This is a genomic window from Ideonella sp. (assembly GCF_041918995.1).
GTDB lineage: Bacteria > Pseudomonadota > Gammaproteobacteria > Burkholderiales > Burkholderiaceae_C > Ideonella.
Genome location: NZ_JAYRUN010000013.1, coordinates 1 through 18,045, shown reverse-complemented (window position 1 = coordinate 18,045; position 18,045 = coordinate 1). Strand labels below are relative to the sequence as shown.

At 72.1% G+C, this 18,045-nt stretch carries 25 protein-coding genes; 8 read left to right on the top strand and 17 right to left on the bottom strand.

The genetic code is table 11. The annotated features are described in order from the left end of the window. Positions 1–69 precede the first annotated feature (69 nt). From flgC to flgF, 4 genes are read left to right on the top strand one after another with little or no spacing between them, the layout of a single operon-like run. A complete protein-coding gene (flgC, locus tag ACE3UN_RS12850) occupies positions 70–519 on the top strand; it encodes a flagellar basal body rod protein FlgC (RefSeq protein WP_374675355.1) in 450 nt (149 codons plus the stop codon). A 40-nt stretch (positions 520–559) separates the two neighbouring features. Further along, on the top strand, positions 560–1,204 hold the full coding sequence (locus ACE3UN_RS12845; protein WP_374675354.1) for a flagellar hook assembly protein FlgD: 645 nt from the start codon (positions 560–562) through the stop codon (positions 1,202–1,204). Positions 1,205–1,261: 57 nt separating this feature from the next. Next, positions 1,262–2,512, top strand: a complete 1,251-nt coding sequence (gene flgE / locus ACE3UN_RS12840) for a flagellar hook protein FlgE (protein ID WP_374675353.1) — start codon at positions 1,262–1,264, stop codon at positions 2,510–2,512. A 34-nt stretch (positions 2,513–2,546) separates the two neighbouring features. Beyond that, the gene (flgF, locus tag ACE3UN_RS12835; protein ID WP_374675352.1) at positions 2,547–3,284 is read left to right on the top strand and encodes a flagellar basal-body rod protein FlgF; all 738 of its coding nucleotides are present in this window, start codon (positions 2,547–2,549) and stop codon (positions 3,282–3,284) included. A 14-nt stretch (positions 3,285–3,298) separates the two neighbouring features. Here the strand turns inward: flgF and ACE3UN_RS12830 are convergent, their stop codons facing one another. Genes ACE3UN_RS12830 through ACE3UN_RS12815 form a run of 4 tightly spaced genes read right to left on the bottom strand, consistent with a single transcriptional unit; the run spans position 3,299 to position 6,269 of the window. Then, entirely contained in the window at positions 3,299–4,234 is a 936-nt protein-coding gene (locus ACE3UN_RS12830; RefSeq protein ID WP_374675351.1) for an isoaspartyl peptidase/L-asparaginase, read from the bottom strand. Positions 4,235–4,280: 46 nt separating this feature from the next. Next, positions 4,281–4,817, bottom strand: a complete 537-nt coding sequence (locus tag ACE3UN_RS12825; protein WP_374675350.1) for a DUF2867 domain-containing protein — start codon at positions 4,815–4,817, stop codon at positions 4,281–4,283. After that, positions 4,814–5,299, bottom strand: coding sequence for a CYTH domain-containing protein (locus tag ACE3UN_RS12820; RefSeq protein ID WP_374675349.1), 486 nt, complete (start codon positions 5,297–5,299; stop codon positions 4,814–4,816). The genes ACE3UN_RS12825 and ACE3UN_RS12820 overlap by 4 nt, the downstream gene beginning before the upstream one ends. Before the next feature lie 34 nt (positions 5,300–5,333). Beyond that, entirely contained in the window at positions 5,334–6,269 is a 936-nt protein-coding gene (locus ACE3UN_RS12815; protein WP_374675348.1) for a LysR family transcriptional regulator, read from the bottom strand. Positions 6,270–6,329: 60 nt separating this feature from the next. On the opposite strand from ACE3UN_RS12815, the gene ACE3UN_RS12810 reads away from it, so the two are divergent. Continuing rightward, entirely contained in the window at positions 6,330–7,292 is a 963-nt protein-coding gene (locus ACE3UN_RS12810) for an agmatinase (protein WP_374675347.1), read from the top strand. Here ACE3UN_RS12810 and ACE3UN_RS12805 read toward each other — a convergent pair. Genes ACE3UN_RS12805 through sugE form a run of 5 tightly spaced genes read right to left on the bottom strand, consistent with a single transcriptional unit; the run spans position 7,278 to position 9,827 of the window. Then, the gene (locus ACE3UN_RS12805) at positions 7,278–7,574 is read right to left on the bottom strand and encodes a hypothetical protein (protein ID WP_374675346.1); all 297 of its coding nucleotides are present in this window, start codon (positions 7,572–7,574) and stop codon (positions 7,278–7,280) included. The genes ACE3UN_RS12810 and ACE3UN_RS12805 overlap by 15 nt on opposite strands. A gap of 20 nt (positions 7,575–7,594) precedes the next feature. Continuing rightward, positions 7,595–8,638 carry a GNAT family N-acetyltransferase gene (locus ACE3UN_RS12800; RefSeq protein ID WP_374675345.1) on the bottom strand — a complete coding sequence of 348 codons (1,044 nt, stop codon included), beginning with the start codon at positions 8,636–8,638 and terminating at the stop codon, positions 7,595–7,597. Next, a complete protein-coding gene (locus ACE3UN_RS12795) occupies positions 8,635–9,033 on the bottom strand; it encodes a nuclear transport factor 2 family protein (protein WP_374675344.1) in 399 nt (132 codons plus the stop codon). The genes ACE3UN_RS12800 and ACE3UN_RS12795 overlap by 4 nt, the downstream gene beginning before the upstream one ends. Further along, positions 9,030–9,479: an SRPBCC family protein gene (locus tag ACE3UN_RS12790; protein ID WP_374675343.1), complete on the bottom strand. Its 450-nt coding sequence runs from the start codon at positions 9,477–9,479 to the stop codon at positions 9,030–9,032. Before ACE3UN_RS12790 ends, ACE3UN_RS12795 begins: the two co-directional genes overlap by 4 nt. A 27-nt stretch (positions 9,480–9,506) precedes the next feature. Further along, positions 9,507–9,827: a quaternary ammonium compound efflux SMR transporter SugE gene (gene sugE / locus ACE3UN_RS12785; protein WP_374675342.1), complete on the bottom strand. Its 321-nt coding sequence runs from the start codon at positions 9,825–9,827 to the stop codon at positions 9,507–9,509. A gap of 123 nt (positions 9,828–9,950) precedes the next feature. Between sugE and ACE3UN_RS12780 the strand changes: the two genes are divergently transcribed. Genes ACE3UN_RS12780 through ACE3UN_RS12770 form a run of 3 tightly spaced genes read left to right on the top strand, consistent with a single transcriptional unit; the run spans position 9,951 to position 12,612 of the window. Beyond that, the gene (locus tag ACE3UN_RS12780) at positions 9,951–11,003 is read left to right on the top strand and encodes a hypothetical protein (protein ID WP_374675341.1); all 1,053 of its coding nucleotides are present in this window, start codon (positions 9,951–9,953) and stop codon (positions 11,001–11,003) included. A 54-nt stretch (positions 11,004–11,057) separates the two neighbouring features. Beyond that, positions 11,058–12,167: a hypothetical protein gene (locus tag ACE3UN_RS12775; protein WP_374675340.1), complete on the top strand. Its 1,110-nt coding sequence runs from the start codon at positions 11,058–11,060 to the stop codon at positions 12,165–12,167. 58 nt (positions 12,168–12,225) lie between these two features. Next, positions 12,226–12,612, top strand: a complete 387-nt coding sequence (locus ACE3UN_RS12770; protein ID WP_374675339.1) for a VOC family protein — start codon at positions 12,226–12,228, stop codon at positions 12,610–12,612. Between the two features lie 79 nt (positions 12,613–12,691). Here ACE3UN_RS12770 and fliR read toward each other — a convergent pair whose 3' ends face one another. From fliR to ACE3UN_RS12730, 8 genes are all read right to left on the bottom strand, one after another. Continuing rightward, positions 12,692–13,453 (bottom strand): flagellar biosynthetic protein FliR, encoded by a 762-nt coding sequence (fliR, locus tag ACE3UN_RS12765; protein ID WP_374675338.1) that lies wholly within the window; start codon positions 13,451–13,453, stop codon positions 12,692–12,694. Positions 13,454–13,548: 95 nt separating this feature from the next. Continuing rightward, positions 13,549–13,818 (bottom strand): flagellar biosynthesis protein FliQ, encoded by a 270-nt coding sequence (fliQ, locus tag ACE3UN_RS12760; protein ID WP_374675337.1) that lies wholly within the window; start codon positions 13,816–13,818, stop codon positions 13,549–13,551. Positions 13,819–13,829: 11 nt separating this feature from the next. After that, complete coding sequence (gene fliP, locus ACE3UN_RS12755; RefSeq protein WP_374675336.1) at positions 13,830–14,633, bottom strand: flagellar type III secretion system pore protein FliP; 804 nt, start codon at positions 14,631–14,633, stop codon at positions 13,830–13,832. Then, positions 14,630–15,007, bottom strand: coding sequence for a FliO/MopB family protein (locus ACE3UN_RS12750; RefSeq protein ID WP_374675335.1), 378 nt, complete (start codon positions 15,005–15,007; stop codon positions 14,630–14,632). The genes fliP and ACE3UN_RS12750 overlap by 4 nt, the downstream gene beginning before the upstream one ends. 96 nt (positions 15,008–15,103) lie before the next feature. After that, a complete protein-coding gene (gene fliN / locus ACE3UN_RS12745; RefSeq protein WP_374675334.1) occupies positions 15,104–15,529 on the bottom strand; it encodes a flagellar motor switch protein FliN in 426 nt (141 codons plus the stop codon). Positions 15,530–15,557: 28 nt separating this feature from the next. Then, positions 15,558–16,562 (bottom strand): flagellar motor switch protein FliM, encoded by a 1,005-nt coding sequence (fliM, locus tag ACE3UN_RS12740; protein ID WP_374675333.1) that lies wholly within the window; start codon positions 16,560–16,562, stop codon positions 15,558–15,560. Positions 16,563–16,580: 18 nt separating this feature from the next. Continuing rightward, positions 16,581–17,216: a flagellar basal body-associated protein FliL gene (fliL, locus tag ACE3UN_RS12735; protein ID WP_374675332.1), complete on the bottom strand. Its 636-nt coding sequence runs from the start codon at positions 17,214–17,216 to the stop codon at positions 16,581–16,583. A 190-nt stretch (positions 17,217–17,406) separates the two neighbouring features. Further along, on the bottom strand, positions 17,407–18,045 hold a 639-nt coding region (locus ACE3UN_RS12730), incomplete at its 5' end, for a flagellar hook-length control protein FliK (RefSeq protein WP_374675331.1).

The following is an 18,045-nucleotide window of genomic DNA, read 5'->3' as shown; positions in this document are numbered from 1 at the left end:
GCCGCTCCCGAGCCGGCCCGCCATCCCCTCGGGGGATCGGTCGCTGTACTCAGCGAGCGAGGGGCTGACATGAGCATGTTCCGCGTGTTTGACATCTCGGGCAGTGCGGTCAGCGCGCAGAGCCAGCGCCTGAACGTGGTGGCCTCCAACCTGGCCAACGCCGACAGCGTGGCCGGCCCCGACGGCCAGGCCTACAAGGCGCGCCAGGTGGTGTTCCAGACCGTGCTGATGGGCGCCACCGCCGGCACGCCCGGGCCGGCCGACGCCAGCGTGGAAGGCGCCAGCGCCGGGGTGAAGGTGTCGACCATCACCGAGAGCGACGTGCCCGGCCGCAAGGTGCACATGCCCGCGCACCCGGCCGCCGACGCCGAGGGCTACGTCACCTTCAGCAACGTGAACGCGGTGGAGGAGATGGTCAACATGATCTCCGCCTCGCGCTCCTACCAGAACAACATCGAGGTCATGAACACCGCCAAGTCCATGCTGCAGAAGACGCTGCAGATGGGCCAGGGCGTGTGAGCACGGCCCCTCCTTTCGGCCCTGAACGAGAGCGCACGCCATGACCGTCAACGCCCTGTCCGGCAGCAGCAGCGCTGCCAACACCGTGGCCTCCAGCGCGTCCAGCGCCCAGGAGCAGACCGACCGCTTCATGAAGCTGCTGGTCGCCCAGATGCAGAACCAGGACCCGCTGAATCCGCTGGACAACGCGCAGGTCACCTCGCAGATGGCCCAGATCAGCACCGTCTCGGGCATCGAGTCGCTCAACACCACGGTGGCCGGGCTGAACGGCCAGTTCGTGCAGTTGCAGGCGCTGCAGAGCGCTGCGCTCATCGGCCGCGACGTGGCCATCGAAGGCGACACCCTGCGCCAGACCGCCGGCCAGGGCGACGGCGGCTTCGAGCTGGCCGGCCCGGCCGACGACGTGACCGTGACGATCAAGGACGCCGCCGGCAACACCGTGGGCACGATCGAGCTGGAGGACCTGGAAGCGGGCCGCCACGATTTCGACTTCGAGGTGCCCGAGGCCTACCGGGGCAGCGAGCTGAGCTTCGAGGTCACCGCCACCCGCGGCGAGGCCGAGGTCGACGTGATGACCCTCACCCACGAGCGCGTGCAGGCCGTCAGCAACTTCGGCGGCACGCTCGCGCTCGAGCTGGTCGGCGGCGAGCGCGTGTCCTACGACGCCGTCTGGGCCGTGCTCTGACACCGCCCGCGACCCACTGCCCTCCCCCACCCCATTCCCCCCGCGCAGGAGCACCCCATGAGCTTCCAACAAGGCCTGTCCGGCCTGAACGCCACCTCCAAGAGCCTGGAAGTGATCGGCAACAACATCGCCAACGCCAACACCTTCGGTGCCAAGAGCGCGCGGGCGGAGTTCGCCGACATGTACGCCGCGGCGCTCAACGGCGCGGGCGGCAACGCCATCGGCATGGGCGTGAACATCGCCTCGGTGTCGCAGCAGTTCACGCAGGGCAACATCACCGCCACCGAGAACCCCATGGACGTGGCCATCAACGGCAGCGGCTTCTTCATGATGCAGGGGGCGGACGGCGCCACCTCGTTCTCGCGCAACGGCCAGTTCAAGGTCGACCGCAACGGCTACATCGTGAACTCGGGGGGTGACCGGCTGCTGGGCAACATGGCCAGCGCATCGGGCACCATCATCCCGGGCCAGCCGGTGGCGCTGCAGCTGCCCACCGCCGGCATCTCGCCCACCACCACCAGCGAGGCCTCACTGGAGCTCAACCTCAACAAGGGGGCGGACCCGATCGCCACCGCCGTGCCCTTCGCGGCGGACAACCCCGAGAGCTACAACAACGCCACGGTGATGACGGTGTACGACGCCGCGGGCGCCCCGGTGAACGTGCAGTACTACTTCCGCAAGCTGGAAACACCGGCCGACACCTGGGACGTGTACGTGGTCGCCAACGGCGAGCCGGTCGCCACCAATGCCGACGGCGACCCCATCGCCTCGAACCGCCTGAGCTTTGCCGAGGACGGCAGCACGTTCACGGCCAGCCAGACGGCGCTGAACATCCCGGCCAACGCCGACCGCGACACCCTGGCCATCGCCATCACCGACTGGAACTTCGAAGGCAGCACCCAGTACAACGACGACTTCGCCACCACCAACATCGACCAGAACGGCAATGCGCCGGGTGCGCTGGCCGGCATCAGCATCAGCGACGACGGCACCCTGGTGGCGCGCTACACCAACGGCGACACACGCGACGCGGGCCGCGTGCAGCTGGCCAGCTTCCGCAACCCGCAGGGCCTGCAGCCGGGCGGCGGCAACCGCTGGTTCCAGAGCGCGGAGTCGGGTGGCCCCACCATCGACTACCCCGGCACCGGCGCCTTCGGTGCCCTGCAGGCCGGCTCGCTGGAGGAATCCAACGTGGACCTCACCGGCGAGCTGGTGAACATGATCACCGCCCAGCGCAACTACCAGGCCAACGCCCAGACCATCAAGACGATGGACCAGGTGCTGCAGACCCTGGTCAACCTGCGCTGACGCCCCACGGCCCGGCTGAGACGGAAGGCACGCCATGGACCGCATGATCTACCTGTCCATGTCCGGCGCGAAGGCGGCCATGGAACGCCAGGAAGTGCTCACGCACAACCTGGCGAACGCCAACACCACCGGGTTCCGCGAAGAGCTGGCCGCGCACCGCGCGGTGCCGGTGCGCGGCGATGGCGCGTCCACCCGGGTGTACGCGCTGGAGACCACCGTGGGCTACAAGCCCGACGCCGGCCATGTGGTGCCCACCGGCCGCAACCTGGACGTGGCGATGAAGGGCCGCTCCTGGCTGACGGTGCAGGGGCTCGACGGCACGGAGGCCTACACGCGCAACGGTGCGCTCGACGTCAACGCCGAAGGCGTGCTCGTCACCCGCAACGGCCTGCAGGTCATGGGCGACGGCGGCCCGATCACCGTGCCCGCCAACGCCGCGGTGCAGATCGGCGGCGACGGCACGGTGAGCGCCACGCTGCCCGGCCAGCGGCCGCAGGCGATCGGCCGCCTGAAGCTCGTCACGCCCGAGGCCGACACCCAGCTCAGCCGCGGCACCGACGGCCTGTTCCGCGCGGCCGACGGCGACCTGCCCGCCGACGCCACCGCGCGCCTGCAGGACGGCGCCCTGGAGGGCTCCAACGTGAGCCCGGTGGAAACGATGATCGGGATGATCACCGCCGCGCGGCAGTTCGAGCACCAGATGAAGCTCATCACCACCTCCGAGCGCCAGGAGCAGGTGGCCGCCAAGCTGCTGTCGGCCAGCGGCATGTAAGCCGGTCCCGCGGGTCAGGCCCCCGTCACGACGGCACTGGCCATCGGCTGGCTGGACACGACGGCCGCGTCACGGCGGTCCACGCCGATCAGCCCGATCTGCAGGCCGGCCGGCACCATGCGCAGGCCCGCGGCCAGCGCGTCGCGCAGCGGCGTGCCCTGCGCCAGCATGTCGTACACCCGCAGCGCCACATGGCGGCGCACGACGTGCTCGCCCACGCCCGTGCAGGCCACGGCGCCGTGCTCGCCGGCGTAGTAGCCGCAGCCCACCAGCGGGATGTCGGCCACCCGGCCGAACAACGAGGGGGGCGAGCCGCCGGTGGACACCGCCACCGCGAAACGCCCCTGACCGTCGCGCGCCACCGCGCCCACCGTGCCGTGGCCGGCACGCGCCACCGCGTCCTCCCACGGCGTGGGGAAGTTCCAGAACTCCTTCAGCCGCGCGCGGCCGGGCGCATCCTCGGTGTGGGTGGCCTGCTCGCGCTCGGCGCGCGGCGCCTGCGCCTGCTGCATGTCCTTCACGTACTGGCGCCATTGCGCCAGCGCGCGTTCGTTGGGCAGGAAGGGCTGGTAGTGGCCGGTGCGCAGCGCGAACTGCGTGGCCCCCTGCCCCACCAGCAGCACGTGGGGCGTGTCGGCCACGCATCGCGCCACGCGCACCGGGTGCCGCACGCCCTGGATGCCCGCCACCGCGCCCAGCCGGCCTGTCGAATCCATGATGGCGGCGTCCAGCTCCATGACGATGCCGTCCATGCCGGGCAGCGCGCCCAGCCCGGCGTTGTAGCGGCCGTCGCGCTCCAGGCGCACGACGGCGTCGATGGCGGCGGCGAGGGCGTCCGCGGGCGCGTCGGCCGACAGGGCGGCCAGCGCCTGGGCGGCCGCCTCGTCGCATCCACTGCCTTCTTCAGGGGGGGTGTCGGTGCCCCCATGGGTGACCACTGCGGCGTGCATGCCCCGCCCCTGCAAACGCGGTGCCCGGCGCGAGCCGCCGCCCGGTTCAGCCGGCCGCAGGACGCAGGCGTGCCAGCACCGCCGGGGCGATGACCCGGTGCATGGGGCGCACCGGCAGCATGTACAGCCGGCCCAGCGTGTTGTGCACGTGCACGACCGTGGTGAGGGTGACACGGTCGCCGACACCGTCGGTCAGGGGCCGCCGGTGCACGGAGAGCACCACGTCCAGGTGCCTGTCGCGGTCACCCAGCAGCGCTTCATCGAAGTGGTTCTCGAACAGCGTGAAGATGCCCACGCGCTCGCCGGCCAGGTGGCTGTCCCAGGGCCGAGCGGGATCCACGGCCGCCAGCGCTCCCAGGTGCTTCAGCCCCAGGCGCCGCACCACGCGGTTGCGCAGGTCCATGCAGGCGTCCACCCACCGCGGCGTGCGCGAGGCCGCGTCCAGGAAGTGGCCCAGCGCGGCCCGGCCGGCCGACGGCGCATCGATGCACCAGGCATCGTGGAAGCTGGCACCGGCCAGGCAGCCGGCGATGCGGCTGCCCGGGGGCGGCGCCGTCTCTCGCGGCCGGAGGACGGCCGTCATGGCGTGCCGCCTGACGCCGCGCTGCCCCACTGCCGGAAAGGGCGGCGGGCCAGCTGCGCGTTGAAGTAGCGCGGGTCGTGCGTGACCTCCTCGCCCAGCCAGTCCGGCCGCTCGAAGGGGGCGTCCTCGGCGGGCAGTTCGATCTCCGCCACCACCAGGCCGGCGTTGTCGCCGGCGAACTCGTCCACCTCCCACAGGGCGCCGGCATGCGGCACGCGGCGGCGGATCTTGTCGATGCACGGGCCGTCGCACATCGCCAGCAGCGCCTCGGCGTCGGCCAGCGGCAGCGGGTACTCGAACTCCGCGCGCGTGGCGCCGTGCGTGGCGCCCTTGATGGTGAGGAAGGCCGCGTCGCCGGCGATGCGCACCCGCACCGTGCGCGCCGGGTCGCGGCTGAGGTAGCCCTGCACCAGGCGCTCGCCCGGCGCGCTGCGCCAGGATGTGCCGGTGACCAGGAACTTGCGTTCGATCTCGATGCCCATGGGCGCAGTATCGGTGCGGCGGCCAGGCAGCGCCTCAGTCGAGCAGCGCGCGCAGCAGCTGCCGCACGGGCGGCTCGGCCTTGCCCGCCCGGCAGGTGAGCACGATGTCCTGCGCGTACGAGAACCGGTCCGGCTGCACGGCGCTCAGGCCGGCCAGCGCCGCCGTGCCGCGCACCAGGTGGTCGGGCAGGAAGCCGGCGAAGTGGCCGGACGCCACCAGCAGCGCCGCCGCCTCGATGCTGTCGGCCCGCGCGTGGCCGCCTCGTGCCAGCGCCGGGGCCAGGCCGTTGGGTGGCACCCCGTCCAGGTACGGGTCCACGACCAGCCGCACCGCCGCCAGCTCCTCGTCCGAGCGCGCGCGCCCCGGCTCGGCATGCCATGGGTGGCCCGGGCCCACGTACAGGCTGCTGGGCTCGCGGTACAGGCGGTGCTGCTCCAGCCCGCGCGCCGGCGGCCGGGCGGCGGTGAGGCCCGCGTCCAGCGTGCCGGCCAGCAGCTCGCGCTCGATGTCCTGCGGGCGCAGGGCGCGCAGCTGCAGCTGCAGGCCGGGCAGCGCCTGCAGGCAGCGGGCCAGCGCGGCGGACACCTGCCGGCCGTCGGCCACCGGGCCGGCGGTGAGCAAGGCGTCCACCACGCCCAGCCGCAGCAGCGGGCGCTGGCCCAGCGCCAGGGCGGCCAGGTCCTGGCTGAAGGCCTGCATGCCGCCGAAGAACTGGCGCGTCAGCGCGTGCAGCCGCTCGCCTTCGGCCGTGAGCCGGAAGCCGCCCCGTCCCCGGCGGGCCAGCGTGACGCCGAGCCACTGCTCCAGCTCGCGGAACTGCTTGCTCACGGTGGACAGGTCCACCTCCAGCTCGGCCGCGGCCGTGGAGAAGCCGCCCGCGGCCACCACCGCCGCGAAGGTGCGCAGCAGGCGCAGCTCGGACTCGGCGACGCTGGATCGACAGGCAAGTGAACGTGACGGCTTGGCCATTCCTTCGGACCGGGCGGCCGCTTAAGCTGGCCAGCGCCCCATTCTCACCCGCCCACCACCGTGACCGACCTCTCCCCTGCCCACGGCTTCGCCTTTCTCGACCAGGCCAGCTTCCTGAAGTGCCCGACCGCCGCCGCCGCACCGGCGCGGCCCTTCGGCCTGGCCGGCCTGTGCTGGGACGGCTCCACCACCAATCGGCCCGGCGCGCGCCTGGCGCCGCGCGCCATCCGCCAGGCCAGCCACATGCTGTGCGACGGCATCCACCCGCACTTCGACTGCAGCCCGGTGGACGCGCTGGCCGACCTGGGCGACCTGGCCCTGCCGAACACGGGCCTGGAAGCCATGCGTGCGGCCTTCGCCGCCCAGCTGCCTGCCCTGCTGGCGCAGCGCCACATGGTCTGGCTGGGCGGCGACCACTCGGTCACCCTGCCCATCCTGCGCGCGCTGCGGGCGCAGCAGGGCCGCCCCGTGGCGGTGATCCACTTCGACGCGCACTGCGATACCTGGGAAGACCACTTCGGCGAGCCCAGCGGCCACGGCACCTGGGTCTGGGAGGCCATCCAGGAGGGCCTGGTGGAGCGCAGCTGCTTCACGCAGCTGGGCATCCGCTCGGCCGGCGAGCGGGCCGCACGCGAGTACGTGCGCGACCAGGGCGGCCTGATCTTCACCGCGCGCGACCTGCGCGGGCTGGCCAGCCCCGCGCAGCTCGCCCCCGTGCTGGGCCAGATCCGCCAGCGCCTGCAGGCCGCCGGCCAGCCGCCCGTCTACCTGAGCCTGGACATCGACTGCCTGGACCCGGCGTTCGCCCCCGGCACCGGCACCCCCGAGCCCGCCGGCCTGAGCACCGCGCACGTGATGACGGTGCTGGAGGAGCTGGCCGACCTGCCCTTCGTGGGCATGGACTGCGTCGAGGTGTCGCCCCCCTACGACCACGCCGAGCTCACCGCCTACGCGGCGGCCAGCTTCGTGTGGACCTACCTGTGCGGCCGCGTCGCCCGGGGCGCCGGCTCAGCCCGGGGCTGAACCCACGTCGAAGTCGTCGTCGAGCGCGAAGTCGCCGCGCCGGAAGGCGGCCAGCACCTCGCGCGCCTCGGCCAGGTGCTCGCGCGGCACGCGCACCTTGGCGCCGCCCACCGCCACTGCGATGAGCGAGTGCGCCTGCACCAGGTTCGTGTCGCCGGCGTCGGCCGGGATGCCCGCCGTGCGCAGGCAGCCGACCAGCACGTGCGCCTCGGTGGGAGTGAGATCGCGCTCCAGGATCTCCATGTCGCCGGGATAGGGTGCGGGCGTGTCGTCGTGGCGCATGGGGTGCCTTTCGCCGCGGGTCAGGCGGGCAGCCGCTTGCCGAAGCACACCGCCTCGGCGCGGCCCGCGTAGCGGCCGTAGTTGGGGATCACAGCGTACCCGTGCCGCAGGTAGAACGCCACCGCGCGCGCATTCACCCGGCGTGTCTCCAGCCACAGCTCGCGGTGACCCAGCCGGGGGGCCTGCGCCTCCAGCGCGGCGAGCACCTGCGTCCCCACGCCCTGCGTGCCGGGCGCCGCGTACATGCGCTTGAGCTCGGCCACGCCAGGCTGCAGCGGCCGCAGCGCGCCGCAACCCACCGCCCGGCCGTCGGCCGTGCGGGCCAGCACGAAGGCCGCGCCCGGCTGCGCCACGTCCGCCACGTCGAACGAGGCCGTGCCGGGGCTGCCGGTGATCTGCTGCAGCGTGGCGGACAGCGCGGCGAGCAGCCCCTGCGCGTCGTCGCCCAACGGGTCCGCTGTGGTCACCGTGCAGGCGGTCATCGGGCCCGCGGGGCGTTCGCGGACCGTCGCGGGCGCCGCCCCGTCGGGCCACCAGTCGAAGCACTGGGCCGCGTCGCTGCCCTCGCCGGGGCGGAAGGCGCCGAAGCGCATGCCCGCCTTCAGCAGCACGCGCTGCGAGGCCACATGCGCGGGCGCCACGGTGGCGATGATGTGCGCCAGCCCGAACAGGCGGTGCCCTGTGCACAGCATCGCCGCGGCCGCCTCGGTGGCCAGCCCCTGGCCCCAGGCCTCGCGCGCCAGGGCGTACTTCAGCTCCGCCTCGACCTGCCCGCCCGGGTGCACCAGGCCGCAGAAGCCCAGCACCGCGCCGCCGTGCCGGTCGGTGAGCGTGAACATGCCGTAGCCGCGGGTGGCGTAGTTGCGGTGGGTCACCTGCACCCAGTGCTCGCAGGCAGGCCGGTCCAGCGGCTCGCCATCGCCCACCCAGCGCATGGCATCGGCGTCGCCGTACACGCGGTGCATCGCCTCGGCATCGGCCGCCACCAGGCGGCGCGCGCGCAGGCGGTGGGTCTCGAACACGGTGTCCGGCAAGGCGGCGTGCGGCGTCGTCCCGGTGCTCACGCCATGCGCTCCACGAGATGCGCGCGGCCCGGCGGCGGCTCGAACGGCTCGGGCCAGAACTCCACCAGCCGGGTGATGCACCCGCCCTGCACGGTGAAGAAGGAGATGGCGCGGGCCGACTGCACCCCGTCGGCCACGGACACGTCGGTGACCACCTCGCCGGCGCCCGCCGCCTCGCCGCCCACGCAGCGATGCAGCGTGAACACCCACGGGCCGTGAGCCGGGTACTCGGTGTTCATCTGCGCGAAGCGCGCCGGGCCGCGGATGCACTCGCGGCTCTGCGGCCATTCGAGCACGAAGTCGGGCGCCAGCACCGCCTGCACGGCGGCGAAATCGTTGCTGCCCATGCGCCGCCAGAACTCGCGCACCACCTCGGCCGGCGTGCGGCCGTTCATGCGGCGTCGGCGCCGCGCGCCACCTCGGCCTGCAGGCGGTCCAGGTTCTGCTCGTTGGCGGCGGCCACGAAGTCGGCGATGCGCCGGTGGTGCTCGGCCGTGTCGAAGGTCTGCTGCCAGTCCACCCGGGTGCCGCCATCCACGGGAGTGAGCGACAGCGTGAGCACGAAGTGGTGGCCGTTCAGGTGCTCGATCTCGAACAGGCGCCCCGCCTCCAGGCGGGTGAAACGGCTCTCGTTCGGGAAGTCCTGGCCGTCCGGGCCGTGCATGGTGAGCCGCCAATCCCCGCCCGGCCGGAGATCGAACGCATGGATGGTGTTGGTGAAGCCCGCCGGGCCCCACCAGCGGGCGATGCGGGCGGGGTCGGCCATGGCGGCGAACACCGCCTCGGGCGGGGCGGGCAGCCAGCGGTGGCGGATGTCCGAGCGGGTCTCGACGGGTTCCATGTGCACTCCCTGTGAACTGCCTGTGGCTCAGGCCGGGCTGGCCAGCTTCAGCCCCACGATGCCGGCCACGATGAGGCCCAGGCTGACCAGGCGGCCGGCGCTGGCGGCCTCGCCGAAGAGCACGATGCCGAGGATGGCGGTGCCCACGGCGCCCACCCCCACCCAGACGGCGTAGGACGTGCCCACCGGCAGCGTCTTCATCGCCAGCCCCAGCAGGCCCACGCTCGCGCCCATGGCGGCGAGCGTGAGCGCGCTGGGCACCAGGCGCGTGAAGCCCTCGGTGTACTTCAGGCCGATGGCCCAGCCCACTTCCAGCAGGCCGGCCACGAGGAGGATCCACCAGGCCATGTGCGGCTCCCGGCAATGACGACGCAGCGATTCTCGCTGCACCGGTCAACCCCCAAGCCGGAATGCAGAGAGCCGCGCCCGCCGCCCTAGAGTCGGCGCCTTCCCTCGACCTGGAGCCCGCCCATGAGACCCACGCGCCTCGCCACCCTGTCGGTCCTCGTGGGCAGCCTGGCGGCCGCGCAGGCGCAACCGTCGCCTCCGGAATACCGCGTCCGTCATCGGCTGGACGGCGGGGAGTGGACACACCTTCCCGAGGTCATGAACGAACGCCACCAGGTGGTGGGCGAATACCGGGGTCCGACGCCAAGCGTCGGCTTCCGATGGTCCGCCGAGAAGGACCGCATCGACTACACCCCGCATCCGGCCGACGGCGACGGCAGCGTGCTGCTCAGGGCGATCAACCGCGCGGGGCTGGCGGTAGGGGACGCTGGCGTGATCGTCGACGGTGCGATGAGGGTGCGCGCCGTGATGCTGACCCCGAACGGGCAGCGGGTTCAGCTGCCCCATCCGGGCAGCCCGGAACAGTCCTCGCGGGCGGTGTCCGTGAACGATGCCGGCGTCATCATCGGCCAGCTCTCCGATGGCCTCTACCGCCGGTCGTCGCGGGCGGTCCGCTGGAACCCCGATGGCAGCGTGGAACTCCTGGACATCCCGCCCGAGGTGCAGCACATCAACAACCGGGGCGACATTGCCGGCCAGGTCACCACGCCCACGGACCGCACGGCCTTCCTGCAGCAGGCCGACGGCACGCTGCACCACTTCGCGCTGCGCAGCGTGAAGCGGCTGCTGGACGACGGCACCGTGGCCGGCTACACGATGGCCAACCGACACAAGGAGCATGCCGCGGTCTGGACGCCGGAAGGCGGCGTGCAGCTGTTGCCGCGCCCGCTGAACCGGCCAGCCACGTCCTGCTGGGCCAACGGCATGAACAGCCAGTGGCAGGTGGTCGGGGAGTGCTTCTCCGCGCAGGACGGCACCCATGCCATCCTGTGGCAGCGCGTGGGCGGGGAGTGGCAGCTCGTGGACCTGAGCTGGCATGTCCAGGGAGGCTGGCTGGCGCGCCACCAAGGCGGGACCGCGGCGCTGCACATCACCGAAGCCGGCACCATCCTCGGATACAGCTGGGTGGCCGGCCAGGGCTTCGTCACCATGATCCTGGAGCCGCAGCGGCCCTGACGCCGGGCTGCGGCCTGACTCCCCACCCTTTCCCATCACGACCGGAGCACCTGTATGCCACCTCCCTCGTTCTCCGACGCGCGCGCACGCCGCCTCGGCCTGTTCACCGCCCTCGCCGCCGCCTTCACCGCGGCCCTGTGCGCCGCGGCCCCTGCCGCCGCGTCCGGCGCGAACCCGCCCGACTACCGCGTGCTGCACCTGCTGGACGACCCGGCCTGGCTGCCCACCGCCTACGCGATGAACGAGCGCGACCAGGTGGTGGGCATGGCCTACGCGGCCGACTTCAGCACGATCACCGGTTTCCGCTGGACGCCCGCGCGTGAGCGCATGGACCGCGTGAGCGATTTCCCCAGCGGCGGCGACGATGGCGTGGAACTGGTGGCCGTGAACCGCCAGGGCCTGGCGGTGGGCCATGGCACGGTGAACGTGGGCGACCACCGCGGGGTGCTGCGGGCGCTGAAGATGCTGCCCAACGGCCGCCGCGTCGCGCTGCCCCACCCCGGTGGCGCCGGCCAGTCCTCGCGCGCCGTGGCGGTCAACGATGACGGCGTCATCATCGGCCACCTGTACGACGACCCCTGGAGCAAGCCGGTGCACGCAGTGCGCTGGACGCCGGACGGCCAGGTGGAGCGGCTGGACATGCCGGCGGACGTGCTGCGCATCAACCGCCGCGGCGACATCGCCGGGGTGCTGAACGCGCCGCGCAAGCAGTACGCGTTCGTGCAGCAGCCCGACGGCACGCGGCACCGATTCGACATGGTGGACGTGAGGCAGCTGCGCGACGACGGCACGGCCGTGGGCTCCGCCGTGGCCGCTGGGCAGGGACTGCACGCCGCGCTGTGGACGCTGGCCGGCGGCGTGGAGCTGCTGCCCCGGCCCACCCACCTGCCCCACTTCTCCTGCTGGGCCAACGGCATGAACAGCCAGCGCCAGGTGGTGGGCGAGTGCGCCGACGACGTGAAGGAGTCCCGGGCCGTCCTGTGGCACGAGGTGAACGGCCAGTGGACGCTCGTGGACCTGACCTGGCAGGTGCGTGGCGGCCTGCTGACCCACGGCGGCCGCTCCGCCGCCCTGCACATCACGGACGCGGGCCATATCCTGGTGGACACCTACGTGCAGGGCCGTGGCGACACGATCGCGGTGCTCGCGCCGGTGCAGGACTGACGCGCGCGGCCGCCGAACGCGCTACGCTCGCGCTCTCACCCCCCACCGGGAGCTTCTCATGCGCAGAGTCACAGGCATCGGCGGCATCTTTTTCCAGGCCCGGGACCCGAAGGCCCTGGGCGCCTGGTACAGGCAGCACCTGGGCATCGACGTGCAGGACTGGGGCGGCGCCGCCTTCTCCTGGACCGACGCGGACGGCCGGCCCACCGGCGGCACCACCATCTGGTCGGTGGGCCCGGCGGACGGCCAGCCGTTCGCGCCGGGCACCGCGCCCTTCATGGTGAACTACCGCGTCGAGGACCTCGCCGCCCTGCTGCAGGCGCTGCGGGCCGAAGGCTGCCAGGTGCTGGACAAGACCGACGACTCCGAGTACGGGAAGTTCGGCTGGGTGATCGACCCGGAGGGCAACAAGGTGGAGCTCTGGCAGCCGCCGCCGGGGCAGTGACGGAGGGGCGGACCCTTCGACAGGCTCAGGGCGAACGGGCTCGGGACCCTTCGACAGGCTCAGGGCGAACGGGTGGGCGCTACTGGAAGCGCGCCAGCATGCGCTCGAGCAGCGCCATGAACGGCGTTTCCATCAGGGGCAGGATGAACAGCAGGCTGCCCAGGCCGATGCCCATGGTGATGGGGAAGCCGATGGCGAAGATGTGGGTCTGCGGTGCCACGCGCGAGATGACGCCCAGCAGCAGGTTCACGAACAGCATGATCGCGATCAGCGGCAGGGCGATCCACAGGCCGAGGGTGAAGATCTCCGCGCCCCATTGATGCGGCAGCGTCTGCACCAGGAACGCGAAGGGCTCGGTGCCCACCGGGAAGGCGTGCAGGCTCTGCACCACCACCGCGATCACCGTGAGGTGACCGTTGAGCACGATGAAGAGGAAGGCCACCAGGGTGGCGAAGAAGCGGCTGACGGCCGTGCTCTGGGTCGCCATGAGCGGATCGAAGAAGCCCGCGAAGTTCATGCCCATCTGCAGGCCGGCGATCTCGCCGGCGAACTCCACCGCGGCGAAGACGATGCGCACCGCGAAGCCCAGCGACAGCCCGATGAGCAGCTGCTGCACCACGAGCAGCACGGCCTGGGCCGAATCGAGCGGCACGGCCTGCGCCGCGGGCAGCGAAGGCGCGGCGCACACCGCGACCATGAACGCCAGGGCGATGCGCACCCGCATGGGCACCAGGCGCTGGCCCAGCACCGGCATGGCCTGGAACAGCGCCAGCGTGCGCAGGAAGGGCCACAGCACCGGCGTGATCCACGCCATCAGCTGCGCTTCGGTGACGGAGATCATCCGATGAACCGGGCTGCCCCAGCCGGCGCCGGGCCGCCCCAAGGCGGCTGGGCACCCCCGCGGGGGGTGGGCGCGAAGCGACCGGGGGTGGACATTCAGCCTGCCGCCGCCGGAATGGCCAGCAGCATGCTGCGCAGGTAATCCACCAGCGTGCTCATCATCCACGGGCCGGCCACGGCGCACACCGCCACGGCGGCGAGCAGCTTGGGCACGAAGCTCAGCGTGGCCTCGTTGATCTGCGTGGCGGCCTGGAAGATGCTCACCAGCACGCCCACCACGAGCACCACCACCAGCATGGGGGCCGACACGGTGAGCAGCATGAGCAGGCCCTGCTGGCCGTAGGTGAAGACTTGGCTCGAATCCATGGGGGGGTCCCTCAGGTGGCGAAGCTGGCGGCCAGCGACCCCAGCAGCAGGTTCCAGCCGTCGGCCAGCACGAACAGCATGAGCTTGAAGGGCAGCGCCACCAGCACGGGCGACAGCATCATCATCCCCAGGCTCATCAGCACGCTGGCCACGATCATGTCGATGATCAGGAAAGGCACGAAGATGAGGAAGCCGATCTGGAAGGCGGTCTTCAGCTCGCTGGTGACGAAGGCAGGCACCAGCACGCGGAAGGGCACATCCTCGCCCTTGACCTGCGGGTCCAGCCGGGCCAGCTTGGAGAACAGCTGCACATCGGCCTGGCGCGTCTGCTTGAGCATGAACTCGCGCATGGGCAGCTCGCCCCGCTTCAGGGCCTCGTCGAACGCGATCTGGTTGGTCGAGTACGGCATCCACGCCTGGCTGTAGACCTTGTCGATGGTGGGCGACATGACGAAGAAGGTCAGGAACAGCGACAGCCCGATGACCACCTGGTTGGGCGGCGCGGCCTGCGTGCCCAGCGCCTGGCGCAGCAGGCTGAGCACGATGACGATGCGTGTGAAGCCCGTCATGAGCAGCAGCACCGCCGGCAGGAACGACAGCGCGGTGAAGAACAGCAGCGTCTGGATGGGCACCGAGTAGCTGTTGCCGCCGGCGCCCTGGCCGATGACCAGGGGCAGGCCGGGGCCCGGGGCGGCGGGCGCGGTGGGCGCCGTCTGGGCCAGGGCGTCGGCCGGCCAGCCGGCGGCCAGGACGGCGCCGAGCATGACCAGGCCCACGCCGGGGCCCACCCGGCGTGCAAAGGCGCGCAGGTTCATGGCTGGCCCCCCGCGGGCGGCTGGCCACCGGCGCTGCCCGAGCGCCACTTGGCGATGAGCTGCGCCACCGTGGCCGCCTGCGGCGTGCGCAGGGCCAGCGGCACCTCGGCCTGCGCCTGGGCGTCCATCTCGGCCAGGCGCGAGATGCGCTCGCCCGTGACGCCCAGCACCAGCCAGCGGGCGGCGTCGCCCTGCCCCAGCTCCACCACGACCACGCGCTGGGAGGGCGACAGCGACAGGCTGCCGACCGTGCGCATCAGCCCCTGCGGGCCGGCGCCGGCGTAGCCGGAGCGGCGCAGCAGCCACAGGGCCGCCGGAATGAGGGCCACCACGGCCACGAAGGCCAGCAGCGGAGTGAGGGAAGTGGTGGGCATGGGTGATTCAGCGAAGGTTCTTGCGCAGATCCGGCTCTGCCGGTCTCCTGCAGGCGCCCCCTCGGAGGGCAGCGACTGGCAGGGAGCGTGGGGGTCTCATGTCCTGCTGAGACGGCGCATGCGCTCGCTGGGGGTCACGATGTCGGTGAGGCGGATGCCGAACTTGTCGTTCACCACCACCACCTCGCCCTGCGCGATGAGGAAGCCGTTGACCAGCACGTCCATGGGCTCGCCGGCCAGGGTCTCCAGCTCCACCACCGAGCCCTGCGCCAGCTGCAGGATGTTCTTGATGGGAATGCGGGTGCGGCCGAGCTCCACCGTGAGCTGGACAGGGATGTCCAGGATCATGTTGAGGTCGTTCCCGGCCCCGCTGGTGGTGCCCGTGGGCGAGAAGTTGGTGAACGCGGCGGGCGACACCTGTTCCGCCGGCGCGGCCAGCTCGCTCGCCACGTCGCCGGCGCCCTTCGATTCCGCCAGGGCGGCCGCCCAGGCATCGGCCATGTCGTCTTGGTCAGCAGCCATGTGCGGCTCCTCGTGTCGTCAGTTCGGTTCAGGACGCGCCGGCGTCACCCAGCCAGCCATGGCCCTGGGTGGACAGCAGCTTGTCGATCTTGATGGCGTAGTGGCCGTCGGACGTGCCGTACTGGCAGTCGAACACCGGCACGCCGTCCACCTTGGCCTGGATCATGGGCAGCAGGTCCAGCTCGATGAAGTCGCCCGGCTTGAAGGCCAGCAGCTGCTCGACGGTGGCCTGGGCGGTGCCCAGCTCGGCGACCAGGTCCACCTCGGCGGACTGGATCTGCTGCTTCAGCAGGTTCACCCAGCGGCGGTCCGGCTCCACCGCGTCGCCCTGGATGGACGAATACAGCACGTCGCGGATGGGCTCCAGGGTGGAATAGGGAATGCAGAAATGGATGGTGCCGCTGGTCTCGCCGATCTCCAGCGTGAACGAGCTGGCCACCACGATCTCGCTCGGCGTGGCGATGTTGGCGAACTGCGGCTGCATCTCGGAGCGCTGGTAATCCAGCTCCAGGGGGTAGATGCCCTTCCACGCGTTGCGGTACTCGGTGATGATCACCTCGACCAGGCGCTCGATGACACGCTGTTCGGTGGCGCTGAAGTCGCGGCCCTCGATGCGCGTGTGGAACTTGCCGGCGCCGCCGAACAGCGCGTCGATCACCGAGAACACGATGCTCGGGTCGCACACGATCAGGCCCGAGCCGCGCAGCGGCCGCACCGACACGATGTTGAAGTTGGTGGGCACCACGATCTCGCGCAGGAAGGCGCTGTACTTCTGCACCTTGATGCCGTTGATCGCGACCTCGGGGCTCTTGCGGATGAAGTTGAACAGCCCGATCCGGATGTTGCGCGCGAACCGCTCGCCGATGATCTCCATCGTCGGCATGCGGCCGCGGACGATGCGCTCCTGGCTCGCGATGTCGTAGACGCGCACACCGCCTTCGGTGTGCTCTTCCTGCTCGAGCTTCTGGCTCTCGCCGGTGATGCCCTGGAGCAGGGCATCGACTTCGTCTTGCGACAGGATCTGCTGGTTCATGGCAGCGCCGCTAACGCCTCATTGAATGATGAACGAGGAGAACTGGACGGACTTGATCGGGAAGTCCTCGGCCGGGGCGGCCTTCTTCTTCCTTTTCTTCTTCTTCGGCGCGTCCTCGTCCTCCGCCTCGGCCTCGGGCACCTCGTACTCGTAGCCCATGGGGCGCAGCGCCTCGCGCTTGACTTCCTTGGCCAGCAGCTCCTTGCCCTCGGCCTCCATCAGCTCCTGCGAGGTCTTGTGCGCCAGCAGCAGCAGGATGTTGTTGCGGATGGCCGGCATGTAGGCCTTGATCTCGTCGCCCACCTTGGCGTCCTCGACCTCCAGCGTGATGCCCACCTGCGCGAAGCGGTCGGCCTCGCGGTCGGCGAGGTTGACGACGAACGGGTCCAGCGGCACGAACACGGGCGGCACGTGCTTGTCGTCCTTCTTGGCCTTGGCGGCCTTCGCCGGGGCGGCGTGGGCGTCGTCGCCCTCTTCGCCCTCGTCCTCGGCGGCGGCGGCCTCGGCGGCGGCCTTCTGCTTCAGGAAGATGGCCGCGCCACCCCCCGCGATGCCCAGCAGGGCCACCACGGCGGCGACGATGATGATCAGCTTCTTCTTGCCCTTCTTGGGCGCAGCGTCGGCGGCGGCGGGGGCGGCAGCGGCGGCGGACATCAGGGGGGCTCCTTGGTTGGCGACAGGCGCAGGGCCGGTGGGGCCCTTCTTCCTGTCTGCCCATTATTCGGAGCGGCCTGCCCGGCGAATGGCGAAAAAGCGGGGCCTTTCGGCCCCCTCTCGCGACGGTCTCGCCCGCCTGTGCGCGCGGTGCGCGGGCCCCGGCGGCCTCCCGGCCGCGCGGTCCGGCTCAGGCGACGAGGTCGACCAGTCCGCGCTGGCCGGGCCGCGGGCCGCCACCCGGCGCCGCGGCCGTGTCGGCGCCCTGGCGCGCTGGGGCCAGCCAGGCCGGCAGCACGTAGCCGCGCTGGGCCTGGCCATCGCGGTCGGCGGCGTGGCGGCCGGTCTGGTCGCCCACGCTGCCGCCCGACAGCTGCAGGCCCACGTCGCCCAGGGCCTCGGCCAGGCCGGGCAGCGCGTCGTTCAGCGCCTCGCGCGTGGCGGCCACGTCGGCGGCCAGCTCGATCTGGGTGCGGCCGCCGACCAGCGCGATGCGCACGTCGATGGGCCCCATGTCCTGCGGGTTGAGCTCCAGGGTGGCGTACTCCACGCCGTCCTCCAGCCAGGTGTGCAGCTGCGCGCCGAGCGCCTCGTTGAAGGCCTCCGTGCCGGGCGGCGCGTCGATCCGGGCCGGCGTGGGGGCCGGCGCGGCGGCCTCGGCGGGCGCCGTCGCCACGGTGTCGGCGGGCGCCGCGCCGCCGGCCTCGGCCAGGGCGGCGGCGAAGCCCTCGCCGGCCGTGGCGGTCAGTCCGGCCGTCGGGCCCGCGGCCGCGGGGGCCGCCGCGTCGGCCACGGGCAGCAGCTCGCTGCCCGGCTCGCCGGCCGCGCC